The organism is Phenylobacterium sp., assembly GCF_965284355.1.
Classification (GTDB): domain Bacteria; phylum Pseudomonadota; class Alphaproteobacteria; order Caulobacterales; family Caulobacteraceae; genus Phenylobacterium.
The window spans coordinates 2482614-2503034 of the sequence record NZ_OZ260078.1; the positions used below are offsets into that span (position 1 = coordinate 2482614).

Genomic DNA, 20421 nt, shown 5'->3' on the forward strand with positions numbered 1-20421 from the left:
TCCCTTCGAACAGGGCTCCGATTTAGGTCATTGGCGGGGACTCGACAAACCCGGGAACCTGTGTTCATTCTTTGTTCCAGCTCGACCATGAGATGGGGCAAGAGATGCTAAACTCCAAGATTGTGCTGCTGCTGGCCGGCGCCGCCCTGGCGCTGAGCGCCTGCGACAACGGCCCCTCCGCCGTCGCGCCCAAACAGGCCGCCGGAACCCAGATGGCCGAAGACGCCACCCCCGGGACGCAAACTTCAACTTCGGACGGGTCCTACGGCGACCGCGCTCCTCGCGAGGACCATCGCGACGACCCGGTGAAGCTGGTCGAAGGCAAGCCGATGTGGTCAGCCAGCCGCCGCTACTCCGCCGACGAGAACGCCCAGCGCGCCTTCGCCCGCAACGGCCGCGCCTTCGGCGCCGACAATGTCGATGAGTTCGTCGAGAAGGCGCACGACTTCGTCCAGAGCCCCCCGCGCGGCACACTGACGCTGACCCGCGCCAACGGCGACGTCCTGCTGTACGATCCCAAGGCCAACGTCTTCGCCGTCCGCAGCAAGGCGGGCGCGCCACGCACCATGTTCAAGCCGGACGAGGGCATGGCCTACTGGGAAGAACAGAAGGCCCGCGAAGCCAGGCGCCAGGCCACCCGCCGCAACCGCGACGGCGACGACGCCTAGAGCAGTCGACCCAGCAGGAACGCCGCGCCCGACGTCACCGCGCCGATGGCGAACCACAACAGCGCGTTGGACCGTCCGGCGGGCTCGGCGACGACCACCGTCTGCGGCTGGGTCATGCGGGCGATGTTGCGGAGCGCGGTCTCGGCCTCGCCGGCCAGCTGCTTCACCCGGGTGAGGGGCGACAGCTCCCGGGAGATCCAGCGGCGGACGACCGGCTCGGCGGCGGCCCAGATGTTATGTTCGGGATCGATGCGGCGGGCGACGCCTTCGACCGTGACCATGGTCTTCTGCAGCAGCACCAGTTCGGGGCGCAGGTGCATGTCGTAGAGGGCGGTGATCTCGAACAGCTGGGTCAGGACCCGGCTCATATAGACCGCGTCCGCCTGGCGCCCGAACACGGGCTCGCCCACCGCTCGCAGCGCCTGGGCGAACGCCTGGACGCTGTGGTGGGCGGGCACGTAACCGGCGTCGAAGTGAACCTGGGCCACCCGGGCGTAGTCGCGGTTCAGGAAGCCCCAGAGGATCTCGGCCAGGTAGCGGCGCTCGGGCGCGCCCAGGCGTCCTATGATGCCAAAGTCGACCGCGTGGAGCCGCGCCGGCGCCGAGCAGAACAGGTTCCCCTCGTGCAGGTCGGCGTGGAACACGCCGTGATCCAGCGCCTGGGCCAGGAAGGCGCGGGTCAGGTTGTCGGCCAGCGCCTTGCGGTCCAGCCCCGGCTGCTCCAGCGCCGCGTCATTCGAGAGGGACAGGCCGGCGACCCATTCCATGGTCAGCACGCGCTTGCCGACGCCCGGCCAGACGACCTTGGGGGCGTCCATGTAGCCGTCCTTGGCCATCACCTCGACCATCTCGTCGGCGCCGGCGGCCTCCAGCCTCAGATCCAACTCAAGCTCGGTCGCGCGGATCACGGTGTTGGCGAAGGCGACGGGTTCCAGCCGCCGCACCGGCATCGCCCAGCGCTCGAGGAGCCGCGCGGCCAGCGCCAGCACCGCCGAGTCGGCGGCGACGCGCAGCTCGATCCCCGGCCGCAGCACCTTGACCGCCACGCGCCGGCCGTCGTGCAGCCGGGCGTCATGCGCCTGGGCCAGGGACGCCGCCCCGACGGGTTCGCCGAACTCGGCGAACAGCGCGTCCAGCGGCCGCCCCAGGCCGTCCGCCACCAGGGCGCGGGCCTGGCTGGTCGGGAACGGCGGCAGACGGTCCTTCAGCCGGCCCATGTCCTCGGCGAAGACGCGACCAAAGATGTCGGAGCGGGTGGAGAGGAACTGCCCCAGCTTGATGGCGACCGGACCCAGGCCTTCCAGCGACCGGGCCAGCCGCTCGCCCGGCCGCCCATCCTTGCGGTTGGCGAAGGCGCGCAGCGTGTTGGCGAGACCCCGCACCGCCGGGGAATAGTAGCCGTCCAGCTCGCGCGGCAGCAGGGCGTCGTTGCGGACCAGCGTCCACCCGGCGCCGACCAGCCGCATGAAGGCGCCCAGCGAGGCCATCAGCGTCTCAGATCGCCCGCCCGGTGTGCAGCGCCGCGACGCCGCCGGAATAGTTGGTGAAGCCCACCTGACTGAAGCCCGCCTCGGTGATCATTCTCGCGAACGTCTTCTGGTCGGGGAATCGGCGGATGCTTTCCACAAGGTACTGATAGCTCTCGCGGTCGTTGGCGACGCGCGCCCCGATCTCGGGGATCACCTTGAACGAATAGGCGTCGTACGCCGCCCGCAGCGCCTCGGTCGTGGGGCGCGAGAATTCCAGGCACAGGAACCGCCCGCCCGGCTTCAGCACGCGGCGCGCCTCACGCAGCGCCGCCGAGATGTCGGTCACGTTCCGGATCCCGAAGCTGATCGAATAGGCGTCGGTGCTGGCGTCGGGCAGCGGCAGCCGCTGCGCATCGCCCACTGCCCAGACCAGCTCGGGCATCACCCCCCGCTCGATCCCGGCGGAGATCATCTCGGCGTTATAGTCGACGACGAAGATGGTGGCGTCGGCCCCGCCGCGGCGCTCCTGAGCGCGGCGGACCATCTTCACGTAGCGGCGCGCCATGTCGCCGGTGCCGCCCGCGCAGTCGACGATCACCTCGCCGGGCTGCGGATTCAGCCGCGAAGCGGCCGCGTCCTTCCAGAGCCGGTGCACACCCGCGCTCATCAGGTCGTTCATCAGGTCGTAGCGCTTGGCCACGCGGTCGAAGACGCCGCGCACCAGCCCGGCCTTCTCGGAGGCGTCGACGTCGCGGAAGCCGAAGGTGGCGGAAGGTCCCGTCATGGCCGCGTCTTTAGCGTCCAACCCCTTGGCGCGCCAGCGATCCCGTGCCACCTCACACGGCAATGCCTGAACTTCCCGAAGTCGAGACCGTCCGGGGCGGACTTGCCCCCGTCCTGGAAGGCCATCGGCTGATGCGGGTCGAGACGCGCCGGCCCGACCTGCGCTTCCCGCTGCCGCCCAATTTCGTCCAGTTCCTGACTGGCGCCACCATCGTGCGCCTGGAACGCCGCGCGAAGTACCTGCTGGCCCGCCTCGACCGCGAGGACACGCTGGTGATGCACCTGGGGATGAGCGGGCGGTTCGAGATCTCGCGTCCGGAGGGGATGATCCGGCCCGGCCAGTTCCACTACGCGCCCGATCCCGACCCTAAACATGCCCACATCGTGTTCGAGACCGAGGCCGGGACGCGGGTCACCTACTATGATCCCCGCAGGTTCGGTTACATGGCGCTCGTCAACACCGCGACGTTCGATCTGCACCCGTGGTTCGCGGGGCTGGGACCCGAGCCGCTGAGCGACGCCTTCGACGCCGCCCGCCTGAAGACCGCCTTCGCCGGCCGCAAGCAGGGCCCCAAGACGCTGCTGCTGGACCAGCGGGTCGTGGCGGGCCTGGGCAACATCTATGTGTGCGAGGCGCTGAACCGGGCCCGCATCTCGCCCTTCAAGCCGGCGGGCAAGATCTCCGGTCTGCGGCTCGCGAAGCTGGTCCCGGAGATCAAGGCCGTGCTGGCCGAGGCGATCGAGGCCGGCGGCTCGACCCTGCGGGACTTCGCCCAGACCGACGGCGCCCTGGGCTATTTCCAGCATCGCTTCCGCACCTACGACCGCGAGGGCCAGCCCTGCCGCAACGACGGCTGTAAGGGCCTCATCGACCGCAAGGTCCAGGCCGGGCGGTCTACCTTCTACTGCCCCGTGTGCCAGGCGTGATGCTGCGCCTGCTGGCCTGCGCCGGACTGATCGCCGCGATAGCGCTGCCCGCCCGGGCCGAGGCGCCGATGTGGGTGGTGAAGGACGCCGATTCCGAGATGGTCCTGTTCGGCTCGGTCCACATCCTGCCTCCGGGCCTGGACTGGCGGCCGGCCCGCCTCGACGGCGCGCTGGCGAGGGCCGACGACGTCTGGTTCGAGTTGCCCGTCGGGCCTGCCACCGACCAAGCCGTGAGCCGTCTGGCCGCGGCCTCGGGGATCCTGCCGCCAGACCAGTCCCTCTTCAAACTGCTGCCGCCTGACGACAGCGAGCGGCTGCTGCGGCTGGCGCGGGCCTATGGCGCAGACCCGGCCAATCTGGCGCGGCTCGAGCCCTGGCTGGCGGAAGTGGCGCTGGCCGGTGCGGTGTTCGCCAAGGCCGGCGCCGAGACGAGCCACGGTGTGGAAGCCGTGCTGAACGCTTCGGCCCCCGCCGGCGCCCGGCGCCGGGCGCTGGAGACGCCGGCCGAGCAGATCGACCTCTTCGACCAGACCCCCATGGCCGACCAGATCGCCTCGCTCCACGCCTCGCTGGTCGATCTGGAGGCCGACCCCGACGGCTACATCAAGCTGGTCCGCGCCTGGATGGCCGGCGATCCCGCCGTTTTGGATCGCGAGGCGCTGGCGCCCCTGCGCGCCGCCTCACCGACTCTGTTCCGGCGGCTGGTGACCGAGCGCAACGCCCGCTGGACCACCGAACTGGACGCGCGCCTGAAGGGCCGGGGCCGCACGGTCGTCATCGTCGGCGTCGGCCACCTGATCGGCCCCGACGGCGTCCCGGCCCGGCTGCGGGCGCTTGGCTATTCGGTCATGGGACCGTAAGTCCGCTCTGAGCGGAGAGCGGAGCGCCCATGTCCTACGAGACCCTGATCGTCGAAACGCCCAGCGCGGGCGTGACCCTGGTTCGCCTGAATCGGCCCGAGGCGCTGAATGCGCTGAACAGCCAGCTTCTGGGTGAGCTCGCGGCGGTGCTGTACGCCGCCGAGGCCGACGACAGCGTCCGCTGCCTGGTGCTGACGGGATCGGAGCGGGCGTTTGCGGCCGGCGCCGACATCAAGGAGATGTCCGACAAGAGTTACGCCCAGATGTTCGCCTCGGACTTCTTCGGCGGCGCGGCCCGGCGGATCGAGCAGTTCCGCAAGCCGATCATCGCGGCGGTCTCGGGCTTCGCCCTGGGCGGCGGCTGCGAGCTGGCCATGCTGTGCGACTTCATCATCGCGTCCGAGACGGCGAAGTTCGGCCAGCCCGAGATCAATCTGGGCGTCATGCCCGGCATCGGCGGCACACAACGCCTGCCGCGCGCGGTGGGCAAGGCCAAGGCCATGGACATGGTGCTGACCGCCCGGATGATGGACGCCGCCGAGGCCGAGCGCGCCGGCCTCGTCAGCCGCGTGGTCCCCGCCGACAAGCTGCTGGACGAGGCGTTGGCCGCCGCCGCCAAGATCGCGGGCCAGTCGCCCCTGGCCGTGGCCATGAACAAGGAGCTGGTGAACGCGGCCTTCGAGACCACGCTCTCGACCGGCGTCACCATGGAGCGGCGCCTGTTCCACTCGCTGTTCGCCTTCGACGACCAGAAGGAAGGCATGGCCGCCTTCGTCGAGAAGCGGAAGCCCGACTTCAAGGGAAGCTGACGCTCTCGCGGCGGGGCGGGAAAGCGGATTGACCGCCGACGCCCGTTTCAGTATATCCGCGCCTCCAATTTCGCCCGCCGGCCATCCGGCGGGTGCTGCCCGTTTAAGAAGAGTCCCGAATGGCCAATACGCCCGGCGCCAAGAAAGCGGTCCGTAAGATCGCCCGTCGCACCGAAGTGAACACCGCCCGCCGCTCGCGCGTGCGCACCTTCCTCCGCAAGTTCGAGGAAGCCGTGGCTTCGGGCGACGCGACGGTCGCCAAGGACGCCTTCGTGAAGGCTCAGTCGGAACTGATGCGCGCCGTCACCAAGGGTGTCGTGCACAAGAACACCGGCTCGCGGAAGGTCTCGCGCCTGGCCGCCCAACTGAAGAAGATGTCGGCGGCCTAAGCGCCCGGCTCCGGGGACCGAAGGTTCCCGATATTCGGTTGGATCGGGGGGGTGTGATCACCCCCTCTTCGCCCCTAGGAATTACGATCAGCAGCGTCCTCCGGGACGCTGCTTTTTTGTGCGCGTGAAACGACGTGCAACGGCAGCGCCTGCGACCTTTTTTCTCAGTCTCAACACCCGCTTTCCGGCCTTTCCCTTGGACCGAAAAGGGTCCCTTGGGAGTCAATCCAAATATGTCTTGCGCCGAAAAAGAATCCCCGTTGACCCCCCGTCGGCCCCCATTAGTGTCAGCCCTCTTACAGGTTCTTACCCTTTGATCCCGGTTGAACCGGGGCAGCGGCGAAGCGTATCGCGTTCGCCGGATAAGGGATTGTTTGCGTTGAGTTTTGTCGTGTCGTGGGGTTCGGGACCTCGACATGTTGGCCGTGGTTCGATGAGGTTTTCGAGGGATGACGAGCGGGGGGGTTGCGGGAGCTATGGCAGGCGCGCCGGCGATGGCCGTGTGGAGCAAGACGTGCCAGGTTCTCAAGCGTGAGCTGGGCGACGCGACCTTTGGGTCGTGGCTGGGCCAGGCGGCGCTGCGCGAGTCCGGTGATGAGGTTTGTGTGGTGGCCGCTACGGGCGTTGCCCGGGACTGGATTCGCCACAATGCGTGGCGCCGGATCGGCGAACTCTGGGCGCAGAACGATCCGCTGGGTCGCCGCCTGGATCTGAAGTCGCGGATGGAAGTGGACGGGTATGCCGCCGCGCCGGTTCTGGCCGCACCGGTGGCCGCGAACGCCGCCGTGGCGTCCGCCCCCCGCGTCGCCGCTGCGCCGGCCGCAGACGTGTTCGAGGTCGAGGTTGAGGCGGTGGCGCCGGTCGCGGCGCGTCAGGGTCGCCTCCAGGGCCTGCAGGAGCGGTATTCGTTCGACAACTTCGTGTCGGGCCCGGCCAATGAGTTCGCCTTCGCCGTGGCGCGCCGCGTGGCGTCATGGGCGGACGGCCACTTCAACCCGGTCGTCTTCCATGGCCCCTACGGTTTCGGGAAGACCCACCTGCTGAACGCGCTGGCCTGGGAGGCCATGCGGACCGGCCACGGCAAGAAGGTGGTCTATCTCTCGGCCGAACGGTTCACTTCGACGTTCGTCAACGCCCTGCAGACACGCCAGACCGCCGCCTTCAAGGACGAGTTGCGCAACGCCGACCTGCTGCTGATCGACGACGTCCACTTCGTGGCGGGCAAGACCCAGACCCAGGAAGAGCTGTTCCACACGCTCATCGCCCTGGTCGAGGACGGCCGCCGCGTCGTGCTCACCGCCGACCGCTCGCCCACCGAGCTTTCCGAACTGGAGCCGCGCCTGCGCAGTCACCTGCAGGCGGGCCTGGTCTGCGGCATCGAGCCGGCCGACCGTACGCTTCGCCTGGGCATCCTGGAGCGCAAGCTGAACACCCTGGCCATCGCGGGCGGCTTCGTCCCGGCCGCGCGCGCCGAAGTGCTTCAGTTCCTGGCCGATCGCTTCACCGACAGCGTGCGCGAGCTGGAAGGCGCCCTGAACACCCTGGTGGCCCGCGTGGGCGGCGACATCGCCCGCCTGACCCTGGACGAGGCCCAGGCCATCCTGCGCCCGCACCTGAGCGTCAACGAGCGCAAGGTGACCGTGGACATGATCCAGAAGGTCGTGGCCGAGCACTATGCGCTGAAGCAGGCCGACCTGATCTCGGAACGCCGCGCCCGCGCGGTCGCCCGCCCGCGGCAGGTGGCCATGTGGCTGGCCAAGCAGATCACCACCCGTTCGCTGCCCGACATCGGCCGGCGGTTCGGCGGCCGCGACCACACCACCGTCCTGCACGCCGTGCGCCGCATCGAGGCGCTGAAGGCCGAGGACCCCGCTATCGCCCGGGACGTCGACGTCCTGCTGCGCAAGCTGCGCGGCTGACGCGGCGGCGAGGGCTGGTAGAGGCGACGGGGCCCGCGGCGACGCGGGCCCTTTGTCTATGCGGACGCTACTTCTTGGCGGCGTCGCGGCCACGCCGGTCCAGGAGCGGCACCAGGAAGGTCAGCACCAGGGCGATCGAGACCGATCCGATCACCACCACGATGATGCGGCCGCCCATCGGCAGCTGGTTGCTCTTGGCGAACAGCGAGCCCGCGGTGCCGACGGCGCCGACGGCGAGGAAGATGAAGAACCGGCGCCAGAAGCCGGCCTTGGGCCGGGGTGTTTCGTCGGGCGCGGTCATTGGCTCTGGCATCTTCCGGCAGTGAGTCTTGAATCGGGCCAGCCTGCCCGCAGGCGATGGCTAGTCAAGATGGCGCAGCAAGCCGCGGGCCACGACACTAGGTCGGCCAGGCATGCGTCAGCTTCGCAGCGCCTCGGCCGCGGCGCCCAGCAGGGCGTAGGTCTCCAGCTCCGCGGCGTCCTCCCAGGATTTTCGCCAAGCGCTCCACACCACCGCCACCACCTGCTCGCGCGGGTTCACATAAATGAACTGGCCGAAGATGCCCTGGGCGGTGAAGGCGCCGTCGTGGATGCCGCCGGCCTGCCGGGGCAGGACCCACCACTGATAGCCGTAGCCCAGGGGATAGCCCTTTATGAGGTGACCGAAGCCCGTCGCCTCGCTGTCGGGCTGGCCGGCCAGGTCGCGCCAGCCGACCGGGAGGATCCGCCGACCGTCGCGCGCCACTCCATCCTCGAGCACGAACTGACCGAAGCGGCCGTAGTCCCGCAGGCGCGCGCTGACGCCCAGGCCGGCCAACTCCATGCCGTCTCTGGTCTCAAGCTGCCAGTATCCGTCGGCCTCCATGCCGGCGGGTCCCCAGACCTTCTCGGCGTAATAGTCGGCCAGCGGCCTGCCCGTCGCGGCGCGGACGATCGCCCCCAGCAGGCAGGTCTCGCCGGTGGAGTAGTTGAACCGCGTCCCCTGGGGGACGGCCCGCGACAGGCTGCGCATCAGCTCCAGTACGGCGCCCGGCCGGTCCGCGGCCATGGCGGCGCCCAGCCGCACCACCTCGGAGACGCCCTTTGGATCGTACTCCTCTTTCCAGGCCACGCCTGAGCACATCCGCAGCACGTTGCGGACGGTGACATCTTGATAGGCCGAGCCCTTGAACTGCGGCAGGTAGCGGGTGACGGGATCATCCAGGCTGCGGATCGCGCCGTCGCGCAGCGCGGCGCCCGCGAGGGTCGAGGTCATCGACTTGGCGGTCGAGAAGCTGGTCCAGCGGCTCTCGGGGCCGTTGCCCATGCCGTACCGCTCGAGCGCGATCTCGCCACGCTTCAGAACCAGCACGCCGCCCGTGCGCCACTGGGTCATGTAGTCGTCCAGGGTGCGCGTCGCGCCGCCCAGCGGATAGCTGATCCCGGGCAACGCCCGCGCGTGCGGCGGCAATGGCCGGACGTTGGGGCCGCGACGGATCGGCCGGACGGGCCGGGTCTGGTCCTGGTTGCGGAAGGTGTAGGCCTGGTTCTCTGGCGTGGTGTCGAGGGGCGAGGGCGCGGCGACCTCGCCCTGGCTCCAGGCCGGCCCGGCCGCGGCAAAGCCGGCGGCGGCCAGCAACAGGGTCCGCCGATCAAGCGCCATTCCGTTCATATCGCCTCCCCTTGGCCCGCGCGTCTTGGCGCGCGTGGGCAGGCGCATGCTGCGCCGGACCGGGGCGCAAGAAAAGAGGCGGCTGGATCACTCCAGCCGCCTCCCGCATCACAAGCTCAAGTCGGATATCGTCAGGCCGTCGCCATCGCGCGGCGCCGGCGCAGAAGCGCGCCGGCCAGGCCGAAACCCCCGATCATCAAGGCCCAGGTGGCCGGCTCGGGAACGACGCCGCTCACCGAGACGTCGTCGAAGAAGACCCCGCCGTTGCCGGGCACGGTGGCCGCCAGACGGATCGTCTCGACGTCACCCGTGCCCACGAACGAGAACGAGCCCGATTTCCACTGCATATTGTGGCCGAAGCCATACGTGCCGTCGTTCGCCGCCGACACGGTGAAGCTCTGGCCGCCCGCGGTGACCAGCGCGGTCGCCGGGTTGGGCGCGCCGGCCACGTTGCGCGAGTAGTCGAACGACACAGTGTAGGTGCGGCCGAGGACGGTGGCGAACGACTGCGAGATCGTGCCGGCGTTCCAGCCGTTGATGTCCATCGAATAGTTCCCGTCCGACGCTGGGCCCCAGAACGAGGCGCTGGTGGTCAGGTCGACGCTGCCGGCCTCGACGGTCCAGCCCGGGATCGTCCACACCCCGCCGGCATAGTAGGTGAGCCCGCCCCAGCCTTCGGCCTGGGCCCCGCCAGTGTTCTCGAAGCTGCCGTTGGTCAGGTATTCGACGGCGGTCCCGGCCAGGGCCGGCGCGGCGCCCAGCGCCATCGCTGCCGTCGCCGCCAGGGCGCTGATCCGTTGGTTGCGTTTCACGTCCATCACCTCGGGCTTCTTGCCCGCGGCGCAGCAAGGCCGGCGCCGCCAGGGTCCTGTTCGACGCTGCTTCCCGGATATGGAAAGGGCGGCTGGATCGCTCCAGCCGCCCCTTTTGACTCAGGTCTGTTGAATCCCGCCTTAAGCGTCGGCGGTCTCTTCCTTCTTCGACAGGTCCTCGCCGGTCTCCTGGTCGACGACCTTCATGGAGAGGCGGGTCTTGCCGCGGTCGTCGAAGCCCAGGAGCTTCACCTTGACCGACTGGCCTTCCGTCAGGACGTCCGAGACCTTCTCGACGCGCTTGTCGGCGATCTGGCTCACGTGGACCAGGCCGTCCTTGGCGCCGAAGAAGTTCACGAACGCGCCGAAGTCGACGATCTTGACCACCTTGCCGGTGTAGATCGTGCCGATTTCCGGCTCGGACGCGATCGACTTGATCCAGTCGCGGGCCGCGTCGATCTTGGCTTGGTCGGCGGCCGCGATCTTGATCGTGCCGTCTTCGCCGATGTCGACCTTGGCGCCGGTTTCGGCGGTGATCTCGCGGATCACCTTGCCGCCCGAGCCGATCACTTCGCGGATCTTGTCGACCGCGATCTTGATGGTTTCGATCTTCGGCGCGAACTCGCCCAGGTGCGCGCGGGGCGCCTCCATGGCCTTGTTCATCTCACCCAGGATGTGGTCACGGCCGCCCTTCGCCTGGGCGAGGGCCTGCTTCATGATCTCCTCGGTGATCCCGGCGATCTTGATGTCCATCTGCAGCGACGTGATGCCGTCGGCGGTGCCGGCGACCTTGAAGTCCATGTCGCCGAGGTGGTCTTCGTCACCCAGGATGTCGGACAGAACGGCGAAGCCGTCGCTTTCCAGGATCAGGCCCATGGCGATGCCGGAGACCGGCTTCTTCAGGGGCACGCCCGCGTCCATCAGGGCCAGCGACGAGCCGCAGACCGAGGCCATCGAGGACGAGCCGTTGGACTCGAAGATCTCGGAGACGAGGCGGATCGTGTAGGGGAAGTCTTCGTAGGCCGGCAGCATCGGACGGATCGCCCGCCAGGCCAGCTTGCCGTGGCCGACTTCGCGGCGGCCCGGCGCGCCCATGCGGCCCGTTTCCCCCACCGAGAAGGGGGGGAAATTGTAGTGCAGCATGAACTTCTCATAGTACTTGCCGTCGAGCGCATCGATCAGCTGCTCGTCGTCGCCGGTGCCCAGGGTGGCCACGACCAGGGCCTGGGTTTCGCCGCGGGTGAACAGCGCCGAGCCGTGGGCCCGGGGCAGTACGCCCACTTCGCCGACGATCTGGCGGACCTGGTCGACCTTGCGGCCGTCGATCCGGATGCCGGTGTCGAGGATCGAGCGACGGACGACGTCGGCTTCCAGTTCCTTGAACACGCCGCCCAGCTTGTCGGCGGCATAGCCGGCCGGGTTGGTGTCGGACTTGGCGAACTTGGCGACGGCCTTTTCCTTCGCCGCCGACAGCGCGGCGTGCCGCTCGGTCTTGGCGGTGATCTTGTAGGCGGCGGCCAGATCCTTGCCGATGGCCTTCTTCACTTCGGCCTTGATGGCGTCGGTGTCGTCCGGCTGGAAGTCGAACGGCTCCTTGGCGGCGTGCTCGGCCAGTTCGATGATCGCGTCGATCACGGCCTGCATGGACTTGTGGGCGAAGGTGACGCCGCCCAGGACTTCCTCTTCCGAGAGCTCCTGGATTTCGGACTCCACCATCATCACGGCGTCCTGGGTGCCGGCGACCACCAGGTCCATCCGGCTTTCCTTCATCTCGTCGGTCGTCGGGTTCAGGACGTACTGGCCGTCGATGAAGCCGACGCGCGCGGCGCCGATGGGGCCCATGAAGGGGGCGCCCGAGATCACCAGGGCGGCCGAGGCGGCGACCATGGCGACGATGTCGGGATCGTTCTCGAGGTCATGGGCCAGCACCGTGGTGACGACCTGGACCTCGTTCTTGAAGCCCTTCACGAACAGCGGGCGGATCGGACGGTCGATCAGGCGGCTGGTGAGGGTTTCCTTCTGCGAAGGCGCGCCCTCGCGGCGGGGGAAGCTGCCGGGGATCTTGCCCGCGGCGTAGAACTTCTCCTGGTAGTTCACGGTGAGCGGGAAGAAGTCCTGACCGGGCTTCGCGCTCTTGGCGTAGACGGCGGTGGCCAGCACCATGGTCTCGCCGTAGGTGGCCAGGACGGCGCCGTCGGCTTGACGGGCCATGCGGCCGGTTTCGAGCGTGAGCTGCTTGCCCCCCCACTCGATGGTCTTGCGTTTGATATCGAACATTTTGGCTTCTTTCTGGTCCCGCGGGCGTATTCCCGGCGGGGGCGGACAGGGGATCGTCTGAGGCGAATCCTCTCCAATGGCACAGGCGGTGAGGACCTCTTTGCGACCCTCGGCGTGTGTGGGGCGCACTGCCCCGGCGCCGCATCTGCCCCCCGGCCTGTGACGGAGGAGCGGCTCCCGAGGCCCTCTAGGACGACCTCAGGAAAACTCGGACGGAACGCGGTGAAACCGCGCCCCGATGCGAAACGGACCCGATCCCCATCCTCGCTTCAAGAGGCTCGGGAAACGGGTCCGGTTGGAAACCTAGCGTCGCAGGCCCAGCTTCTCGATGAGCGCCTGATAGCGAGCCGCGTCGGACTTCTTCAGGTGATCGAGGAGCGAACGGCGGGCGGAGACCAGCTTCAGCAGGCCCCGGCGCGAGTGGTTGTCCTTCTTGTGGGTCTTGAAGTGCTCGGTCAGGTTGGCGATCCGTTCGGACATGATCGCAACCTGGACTTCGGCGCTGCCCGTGTCCGCTTCGCCGCGGGCGTGGGTCTTGATGACTTCGGCTTTACGTTCAACCGTGATCGACATCGGGTTTCTCCGCTCTTCAAAGATTGAAGACCCGCGAGGGCTCGAGCCGGCCCGCACGCATCTCGCAGAGCGCCACCATCGTCCCCCCCGCCATGGCCGAAACGGTGCGTGAGCCCGGCTTGAGCCCGGCTTTCACCGCTTCCACCTGTCGGGGAACGAGAACGATCGATCGTCCCTGCTTCAATCGAAAGGCGTCTTCATCGGTCACGGCCAGCACCGGGATGTCGTCCAGTGCGGTCTCGACCGGAAGCAGGGCCTCCGATTGGCGGGCCTCATAGCCCAAATTTTCAAGAGTTTCCAGCGCCACGGCATTTTCTTGCCGGAAGCGCCCAACCCGCGTTCGGCGCAGCGCGCTCACGTGGCCGCACGCACCCAGCGTATCGGCCAGATCGCGAACGATCGCGCGGACGTAGGTGCCCTTGCCGCAATCCATGTCCAGCGTGATGTGATCGGCGTCCGGCGCCTCGACCACGCGGATGTCGAAGACGTCGACCTTGCGGGCGGCCAGCTCCACCGTCTCGCCGGCGCGCGCCAGGTCGTAGGCGCGCTCGCCGTCCACCTTGATGGCCGAATAGGCGGGCGGCACCTGGTCGATCTGGCCAATGAAGGCGGGCAGCGCCGCGGCCACCTGTTCGGGCGTCGGGCGCACGTCGGAACTGGCGATGGTCTCGCCCTCGCGGTCAAAGGTCGCGGTCGTGCGGCCCCAGGCGATCGTGAAGCGATAGCCCTTGTCGGCGTCCACCAGGAACGGGACGGTCTTGGTCGCCTCGCCCAGCGCGATGGGCAGGATGCCGGTGGCCAGCGGGTCCAGCGTGCCGGCGTGGCCGGCCTTCTGGGCGTCGAACAGGCGGCGGATGCGGCCCACCGCGAACGTCGAGGTCAGGTCGTAGGGTTTGTCGAGGTTGATCCAGCCCGAGATCGCCTGGCCCTTCTTTCGGCGGGCCATGCCTAGTCATCGTCCTTCCAGCTGTCGGACGGCGCATCCGGCGTGAGGTCCTGGCGGACCTTGGGATCGTCGAACAGGCGCGCCATCCGTGCCGCCTCGTTGAAGCTCTCGTCGTGGCGGAAGTGCAGGTCGGGGGTGAAGCGCATGTCGACCATCCGGCCCAGGTGGCCGCGGATGAACCGCGAATGCCTGTTCAGCGCCTTGGTGACCTCGTCTGCGTTCTCGCCGCCCAGCGGCTCGACGAAAACGGTGGCGTGGCGCATGTCGGGGTTCACGCGCACCTCCGTGACGGTGACGGAGACGCCGGCCAGGACCGGGTCGTTGATCTCCTCCTCGCGGAAGATCTCGACCAGAGCGTGGCGCACCAGTTCGCCGGCGCGCAGCATGCGCTGCGACGGGCCCTTCGGGGCCGCGCGGCCGGATGTGTGGGGACGTTTCATGGGAAGGGGCCTCAGCAACCTGGCGGACGGATCGGACGCCCGTGCAGGAAAGCGGCGGCTTCTAGTTCATCTGCCTCGGCGTGTCACCTGTGGCGTGCTCACGCCCCGGTCCGCTCCCTGAAGAACTGGATCGTGCGCTGCTCGGCGGCCTTGGTGGGGCCGTCCTCCTTCAGGTGCAGGGTCAGGACCGAGTGGGGCGGGATGATCGCCGGGGCGGCGTCTTCATCCTCCAGCTCGATGGCTTCGAAGCGGTCGCCCAGTTCGCGGCGGTAGGTCTCGAAACGGGCGTCAGGGACCAGCTTGTCGCTCTTGAACCGCAGGCCCAGCACCGACAGGTCCTCGTCCGCCAGGCGGCCCTTCACGCAGGCCAGCTCTTCGCGCGAGACGCCGATCTGCGCCGCGCCCTTCTTGTTGATCGGCAGCGAGGGCTGCGACAGCACGGGCGCCACGACCGATGGATCGGTCATCATCGCCAGCGCGAAGCCGCCGGTGAAGCACATGCCGACGGCGCCCACGCCCTTGCCGCCGCAATCGCTGTGCGCCTGTCGGGCCAGCGCCTTCAGCCAATCCACCACCGGGCTCGAACGGTCGCCGCGCCAGACGTAGAACTCGCGCCGGATGCACAGCACGCCCAGCGCTGTGGTCAAAGTGTATCCGCGGCTGACGGGCTTGCCCGGCTTGCCGAACAGGCTGGGGCAGAAGACCGTCATCCCCGCCGCCGCCACCCGGTCGGCGAACCGAACCACCAGCGGGTGCAGGCCGGGCATCTCGTGCATGACGATCACGGCGGGGCCGGAGCCGCGCCGGTACACCGGATACGTCCGCCCATCATGCGTGAAATCGAACTTCGTGTAGGCGCTCAGCGCCGCCTCATCGCTCATGCCGCTTTCCCCAGACCAGACCGGGGAGAGCCTAACGTGATCAGCGGTTGATCCGCAGCCTGGAAAGATCGCCCGCGAAGCCCGAGAGCCGCCAGCGGTTGTCGGGCCCCTGGGTGAAGATCAGCTGGCAGGGGCCGCCCTTGCTGGTCACGGCGCAGACGCGGCCGTCGTCCAGGGGCTTGAGCATGGTGGAGATTCCGATCGGACCCGGGATCGCCATGTCGCGGCGATAGCCGTATTCCTCGGCCACGGCTCGGAACACCTCGGGGCGGATCAGGGCCTCGCCCGCGATCTCGGCCAGGCTGGGCGCCAGCATGGCGGCCAGCGCCGCCGGAACACGCGCGTCGCGTCGCGCCTCGGCCACCAGGCGTGACTGGATCTCCTGCTTCAGGGACCGCTCGTCGATCAGCGTGTTGAACGTCGCGCGATCGCCGTCGCGGATGGAAATCAGCAGCGCGTGGACGTCAGACGCGGCGTCCAGCTTCTGCACGGTGGCGCAGGCGCTGAGCGCCAGGGCCATCAGGACGATCACGAAGCCGCGCATGGGCATTCCTCTCAGGTCAAGCTGCGCTAGAACGCTCCCACACGGAGGCCCAACCGCAGATGAACGGATCCGGAGCCGGATCGGATCAACCGATCCTCACGACGGCGCGGATGTTTTTCCGGCCCTTCACGCGCAATGATCTCGGTCTGATCGCCGAGCTGCATCGCGACCCCGAGGTCGGCCGCTATATGGGCGGGATCTGGAGCGATGACGAGATCGCCGCCGCGCTCGATCGGTTCGTGACCGAGCACGCCACGCGCGGCCACTCGAAGTGGGCCGTGTTCACGACCGAGGGCGCCTTCGTAGGGCGGGCGGGTATCAGCCGGTGGCCGGCCACCAGCGAACTGGAACTGGGCTATGCTTTCCGACCGGAGTATTGGGGCCAGGGGCTGGCGACCGAGGCCGCCCGCGCCATCGCCGACTGGACCTTCGCCAACACCGACGTCGATCACATCATCGCCTTCACCGACCCGCAGAACTTCGGCTCGCAGCGCGTGCTGGAGCGCATCGGCATGACGCGGCTGGGCGACCGCGACATGGGGTTCGGCGGACCAAGCGCCTACTTCGAGATGAAGCGGCCCTCCCGCCCTTGATGGGGAGTCCAAACGCAAAACGGGCGGGGATGATCGACACATCCCCGCCCGTCTCAGTTCACTTGACACCCTCCCCGGCAGGGGAGGAAGCGGCGCCCTAGAGGCTCCGCTTGACCTCTTCGAGATTGAAGCACTCGATGACGTCGCCGGCCTTGATGTCCTGGAAGCCCTGGAACGCCATGCCGCATTCCTGACCGGACGGGACCTCGTTGACCTCGTCCTTGAAGCGTTTGAGCGTCTGCAGGACGCCCAGTTCCAGCACGACGATGTCCTGGCGGATGATCCGGACGCGCGCGCCCTTGCGGACCACGCCGTCGGTGACCTTACAGCCGGCGACCCGGCCGACCTTCGTGATGTCGAAGGCCTGCAGAACTTCGGCGTTGCCCAGGAAGGTTTCGCGCTGGATCGGCGCCAGCATGCCCGAGAGCACGCCTTTGATGTCGTCCAGCAGGTCGTAGATGATCGCGTAGTAGCGGATCTCGACGCCTTCGCGTTCGGCCAGCGCCTGCGCCTGCTTCGAGGCGCGGACGTTGAAGCCGAGGATCGCCGCGCCGGCGCCCTTGGCCAGCATGACGTCGCTTTCGCTGATCGCGCCGGCGCCCGACAGGATGATCCGCGCGCGGACCTCGTCGGTGCCGATCTTGTCCAGCGAGCCCACGATGGCTTCGTTCGAACCCTGCACGTCGGCCTTGATGACCAGCGGCAGCTCCGAGACCTTCTTGTCCGTGATCTTGGCCATCATCTCGGCCAGGGACGCGCCCTGGACCGGAGCGCCGGCCTTCTCACGCTTCAGGCGGACACGATACTCGGTCAGCTCACGGGCGCGGGCTTCGTTCTCGACGACGGCGAACGGCTCGCCCGGATCGGGCGTGCCGTCCAGGCCGAGGATTTCCACCGGAACCGAGGGGCCGGCTGCGTCCAGCTGTTCGCCACGCTCGTTCAGCAGCGCGCGGACGCGGCCGAAGTTGGCGCCGGCCACGACGATGTCGCCACGCTTCAGGGTGCCGCGCTTGACCAGCACGGTCGAGACGGCGCCCCGCCCGCGATCCAGCTTGGCTTCGATCACCATGCCGTCGGCGGTGCGGTCCGGGTTGGCCTTGAGGTCCAGCACTTCAGCCTGCAGCAGGATGTTCTCGATCAGGTCGTCGAGGCCCATCTTCTGCGTGGCCGAGACTTCGACCACCTGGGTGTCGCCGCCCAGGCTTTCAACCACGATCTCGTGCTGCAGCAGCTCGTTGATCACGCGGGTGGGATCGGCGTCGGGCTTATCGATCTTGTTGATCGCCACGATGATCGGAGCGCCGGCCGCCTTGGCGTGCTGGATGGCTTCGATCGTCTGAGGCATGACCCCGTCGTCGGCCGCCACCACCAGAATGACGATGTCGGTGACGTTGGCGCCGCGCATCCGCATGGCGGAGAAGGCGGCGTGGCCGGGGGTGTCGAGGAAGGTGACCTTCTGGCCGTTTTCCAGGCGAACCTGATAGGCGCCGATGTGCTGGGTGATGCCGCCGTGCTCGCCCGACACGACGTCGGTGGAGCGCAGGGCGTCGAGCAGCGAGGTCTTGCCGTGGTCGACGTGGCCCATGACGGTCACGACCGGCGGACGGCCTTCCAGGTGATCGTCGAGATCCTCGGCGCCGATGAAGCCTTCTTCGACGTCGGCTTCGGACACGCGCTTCACGGTGTGGCCGAACTCGGTGGCCACCAGCTCGGCGGTGTCGTTGTCGATGATGTCGTTGATCTTGAGCATCACGCCCTGACGCATCAGGAACTTGATGATCTCGACGCCGCGCACGGCCATCCGGTTGGCGAGCTCGCTCACCGTGATGACGTCCGGGATGACCACTTCGCGGGCCACGCGGGCCTGTTCGACCGCCCCGCCCTTGCGCTTTTCACGCTCACGTTCACGGGCGCGGCGAACCGACGCCAGCGACCGCATGCGCTCGGCGCCCTCGGCGTCGCCGGCCACGGCCTGGATCGTCAGGCGGCCTTCGCGTCGGTTCGGGGCGCCCTTGGCGCGGCTGATCGCGCCCTTGCCGGGCTCGCTGGCGCGGCGACGGTCGTCGTCGTCACGGCGGTCCATGACCGTGCCACCCGGCCGCGGGGCCTGACGGGTGGCCCGTTGAACCTCCGGCGTGGCCGGCGGAGCGTTGGGAGCCGGACGCGGACCACGGGCCCCAGGAGGGCCGCCGGGGCGGACGCCGTCGCGCGGAGGCGCCGGGCGTGGAGCCAGGGCCGAGTAACGGACAGTGCCCGTGCCTTCCGGACGCGGGCCACGGTCGCCCTGCTGCTGCGGACGGTCGTCGCGGCGCGGCGGGCCACGGTCGTCCCGCGGCGGACGGGCGTCGGCGCGGGCGCGCGCTGGCCGAAGTTGGCGTTCTCGAACCGGCCGGTCGAGGCGGCCGGCGGACGATAGGTCGTGGTCGTCGGGCGGTCGTCACGGCGATCGTGCGACGGCTGATAGGTGCGGGTCTGACCCTGACCCGGCGCGGCATGGCTGGGCCCGCTCGGACGCGGGGCGTGTTGTTGCGGCGGCGGCGCAGCGGCGACCGGAGCCGGCGCGGCCTGGACCGGCGGCGGCGCGGGCGCGGCCGGCGCCCGGGCGACCGGAGCGGGCGCAGGAGCCGGCGTCGGCGCCGGAGCGGCCGCCTGCACCGGCGGAGGAGCCGCAGGCGCAGCGGGTTGAACCGGCGGCGGAGCTGCAGCCTGCGCAGCGGCGGCCGCCTGAGCGGCGGCTGCGGCCTGGGCGGCGCGAGCGGCCTCTTCGCGGCTACGACGCTCGGCCTCGGCCTGCGCCTGCTGGGCGCGGGCCGCTTCGATCACTCGCTGGCGGGCGGCGCGTTCCTCGGCCGACAGGCCGTCGTTCGGCGCGGCCGGGCGCGGACCGCCCTGCTGCGGCGCGGGGCGCTGGGGCTCGAACACGCGGTTCTCGCGAGCGGACGGCGCGGCCAGATTGCCGCCGGGCGACGCATGCGGGCGCGCCCGCTTCGTCTCGACCACCACCGTCTTCGTCCGGCCATGGCTGAAGCTCTGCTTCACCGTACCCGAGCTGACCGCCCCGCCGGTGCGGGGTTTCAGGGTCAGGGGCTTACGGCCGTTGTTGTCGTTTTCGCTCATTCGCTCGCTTTACTCAGCCCCGGGCGGATCCCGGTCGTCTTCATCTCAACTAAGGCCCATCTCAAAATGAAGACAGGCGGAAAGCCCTACGGCTTCCGCTTGGCCTCGACAGGCTCCTCGCGCCAATCCTCAGGAAGGAGCGGACTAAACCCCTCCAGGCGGCGGACATCTTCGGCCCAACGCCCGGCGGCTCGCCCCGCAAGGAAGGCGGTGTGTATCACATTCTCCAGCCCTAAGGCCAAACCCAATTCCGCGGCGCCGAACACGCCCACCAGACCGGGCGGAGAGGTGGCCTTGCGGGCCAGGGCCAGGATCTTGCGGCGGCCATCGGCGGCGCCGTCCGAGGCTTCGATCAGCCAGGCGGCCTTGCCCGAGGAGATCGCGGCCGAAACTTTCTCGAACCCGGAGGTAAGGTCGCCGCCGCGCTTCGCAAGCCCCAGGCTGGCCAAAACCCGCTGCCGAAGCAGCCGCTCCACCTGATCCGGAAGGTCGGGCGACGCTTTCAGCGGCGCTTTCGCCGAGCGGGCGAACAGGTTCTTCTTGGCGGCGGCGGCCACCGCCGCGCGATTCGCCGCCACCCAGATTCCCCGGCCCGGCAGCTTGCGCGCCAGGTCAGGAACGACCTGGCCGTCGGGGCCCGCCACGAAGCGGATCAGCCGCGCTTCCTCCATGACCTCGCCCGAGACGACGTCACGCCGTTCGCGCGACGCCTGGGCGAGTGTGGCATGGGGCCTAGCGGCGGATATCTCCATGGCGGGTCACC

The 20421-nt window shown here is 69.0% G+C and carries 19 protein-coding genes and 1 pseudogene; 7 read left to right on the plus strand and 13 right to left on the minus strand.

All coding sequences use genetic code 11. The annotated features are described in order from the left end of the window. Positions 1-104: 104 nt before the first annotated feature. Entirely contained in the window at positions 105-668 is a 564-nt protein-coding gene (locus ACQ66R_RS12015; protein WP_430422249.1) for a hypothetical protein, read from the plus strand. Here the strand turns inward: ACQ66R_RS12015 and ubiB are convergent. Together ubiB and ACQ66R_RS12025 are read right to left on the minus strand one after the other, a co-directional pair. Beyond that, positions 665-2155 (minus strand): 2-polyprenylphenol 6-hydroxylase, encoded by a 1491-nt coding sequence (ubiB, locus tag ACQ66R_RS12020; RefSeq protein ID WP_430422251.1) that lies wholly within the window; start codon positions 2153-2155, stop codon positions 665-667. The two genes, ACQ66R_RS12015 and ubiB, sit on opposite strands and share 4 nt — an antisense overlap. Positions 2156-2162: 7 nt before the next feature. Then, positions 2163-2921, minus strand: a complete 759-nt coding sequence (locus ACQ66R_RS12025; protein ID WP_430422253.1) for a class I SAM-dependent methyltransferase — start codon at positions 2919-2921, stop codon at positions 2163-2165. A 62-nt stretch (positions 2922-2983) separates the two neighbouring features. Here ACQ66R_RS12025 and mutM point away from each other — a divergent pair, with 62 nt between their 5' ends. From mutM to dnaA, 5 genes are all read left to right on the plus strand, one after another. Further along, complete coding sequence (gene mutM, locus ACQ66R_RS12030; RefSeq protein WP_430422255.1) at positions 2984-3847, plus strand: bifunctional DNA-formamidopyrimidine glycosylase/DNA-(apurinic or apyrimidinic site) lyase; 864 nt, start codon at positions 2984-2986, stop codon at positions 3845-3847. Next, positions 3847-4707, plus strand: a complete 861-nt coding sequence (locus tag ACQ66R_RS12035; protein WP_430422257.1) for a TraB/GumN family protein — start codon at positions 3847-3849, stop codon at positions 4705-4707. The genes mutM and ACQ66R_RS12035 overlap by 1 nt, the downstream gene beginning before the upstream one ends. Before the next feature lie 29 nt (positions 4708-4736). Continuing rightward, complete coding sequence (locus ACQ66R_RS12040; protein WP_430422259.1) at positions 4737-5516, plus strand: enoyl-CoA hydratase; 780 nt, start codon at positions 4737-4739, stop codon at positions 5514-5516. A 119-nt stretch (positions 5517-5635) separates the two neighbouring features. Next, the gene (gene rpsT / locus ACQ66R_RS12045) at positions 5636-5905 is read left to right on the plus strand and encodes a 30S ribosomal protein S20 (protein WP_293362720.1); all 270 of its coding nucleotides are present in this window, start codon (positions 5636-5638) and stop codon (positions 5903-5905) included. Between the two features lie 449 nt (positions 5906-6354). Then, positions 6355-7824, plus strand: coding sequence for a chromosomal replication initiator protein DnaA (gene dnaA, locus ACQ66R_RS12050; protein ID WP_430422261.1), 1470 nt, complete (start codon positions 6355-6357; stop codon positions 7822-7824). Between the two features lie 67 nt (positions 7825-7891). On the opposite strand, the gene ACQ66R_RS12055 is transcribed toward dnaA, so the two are convergent. From ACQ66R_RS12055 to ACQ66R_RS12095, 9 genes are all read right to left on the minus strand, one after another. Continuing rightward, positions 7892-8125 carry a hypothetical protein gene (locus tag ACQ66R_RS12055; RefSeq protein WP_430422263.1) on the minus strand — a complete coding sequence of 78 codons (234 nt, stop codon included), beginning with the start codon at positions 8123-8125 and terminating at the stop codon, positions 7892-7894. A gap of 117 nt (positions 8126-8242) precedes the next feature. Beyond that, on the minus strand, positions 8243-9475 hold the full coding sequence (locus ACQ66R_RS12060; protein WP_430422264.1) for a serine hydrolase domain-containing protein: 1233 nt from the start codon (positions 9473-9475) through the stop codon (positions 8243-8245). Between the two features lie 131 nt (positions 9476-9606). Then, on the minus strand, positions 9607-10287 hold the full coding sequence (locus ACQ66R_RS12065) for a PEPxxWA-CTERM sorting domain-containing protein (protein ID WP_430422266.1): 681 nt from the start codon (positions 10285-10287) through the stop codon (positions 9607-9609). A gap of 141 nt (positions 10288-10428) precedes the next feature. Beyond that, a complete protein-coding gene (pnp, locus tag ACQ66R_RS12070) occupies positions 10429-12564 on the minus strand; it encodes a polyribonucleotide nucleotidyltransferase (protein WP_430422268.1) in 2136 nt (711 codons plus the stop codon). 303 nt (positions 12565-12867) lie between these two features. Then, complete coding sequence (gene rpsO, locus ACQ66R_RS12075; RefSeq protein ID WP_430422270.1) at positions 12868-13137, minus strand: 30S ribosomal protein S15; 270 nt, start codon at positions 13135-13137, stop codon at positions 12868-12870. A 16-nt stretch (positions 13138-13153) separates the two neighbouring features. Next, positions 13154-14083, minus strand: coding sequence for a tRNA pseudouridine(55) synthase TruB (gene truB / locus ACQ66R_RS12080; protein WP_430422272.1), 930 nt, complete (start codon positions 14081-14083; stop codon positions 13154-13156). 2 nt (positions 14084-14085) lie between these two features. Then, a complete protein-coding gene (gene rbfA, locus ACQ66R_RS12085; RefSeq protein ID WP_430422274.1) occupies positions 14086-14523 on the minus strand; it encodes a 30S ribosome-binding factor RbfA in 438 nt (145 codons plus the stop codon). Positions 14524-14621: 98 nt separating this feature from the next. Continuing rightward, complete coding sequence (locus ACQ66R_RS12090; RefSeq protein ID WP_430422276.1) at positions 14622-15404, minus strand: dienelactone hydrolase family protein; 783 nt, start codon at positions 15402-15404, stop codon at positions 14622-14624. Between the two features lie 40 nt (positions 15405-15444). Next, entirely contained in the window at positions 15445-15948 is a 504-nt protein-coding gene (locus ACQ66R_RS12095) for a DUF2939 domain-containing protein (RefSeq protein WP_430422278.1), read from the minus strand. Positions 15949-16007: 59 nt separating this feature from the next. On the opposite strand from ACQ66R_RS12095, the gene ACQ66R_RS12100 reads away from it, so the two are divergent. Continuing rightward, entirely contained in the window at positions 16008-16541 is a 534-nt protein-coding gene (locus tag ACQ66R_RS12100; protein WP_430422279.1) for a GNAT family N-acetyltransferase, read from the plus strand. A 97-nt stretch (positions 16542-16638) separates the two neighbouring features. Here ACQ66R_RS12100 and infB read toward each other — a convergent pair. Together infB and ACQ66R_RS12110 are read right to left on the minus strand one after the other, a co-directional pair. After that, positions 16639-19658, minus strand: a pseudogene (gene infB, locus ACQ66R_RS12105) (translation initiation factor IF-2). Between the two features lie 86 nt (positions 19659-19744). Continuing rightward, the gene (locus ACQ66R_RS12110) at positions 19745-20410 is read right to left on the minus strand and encodes an RNA-binding protein (protein WP_430422281.1); all 666 of its coding nucleotides are present in this window, start codon (positions 20408-20410) and stop codon (positions 19745-19747) included. Positions 20411-20421: the final 11 nt, after the last annotated feature.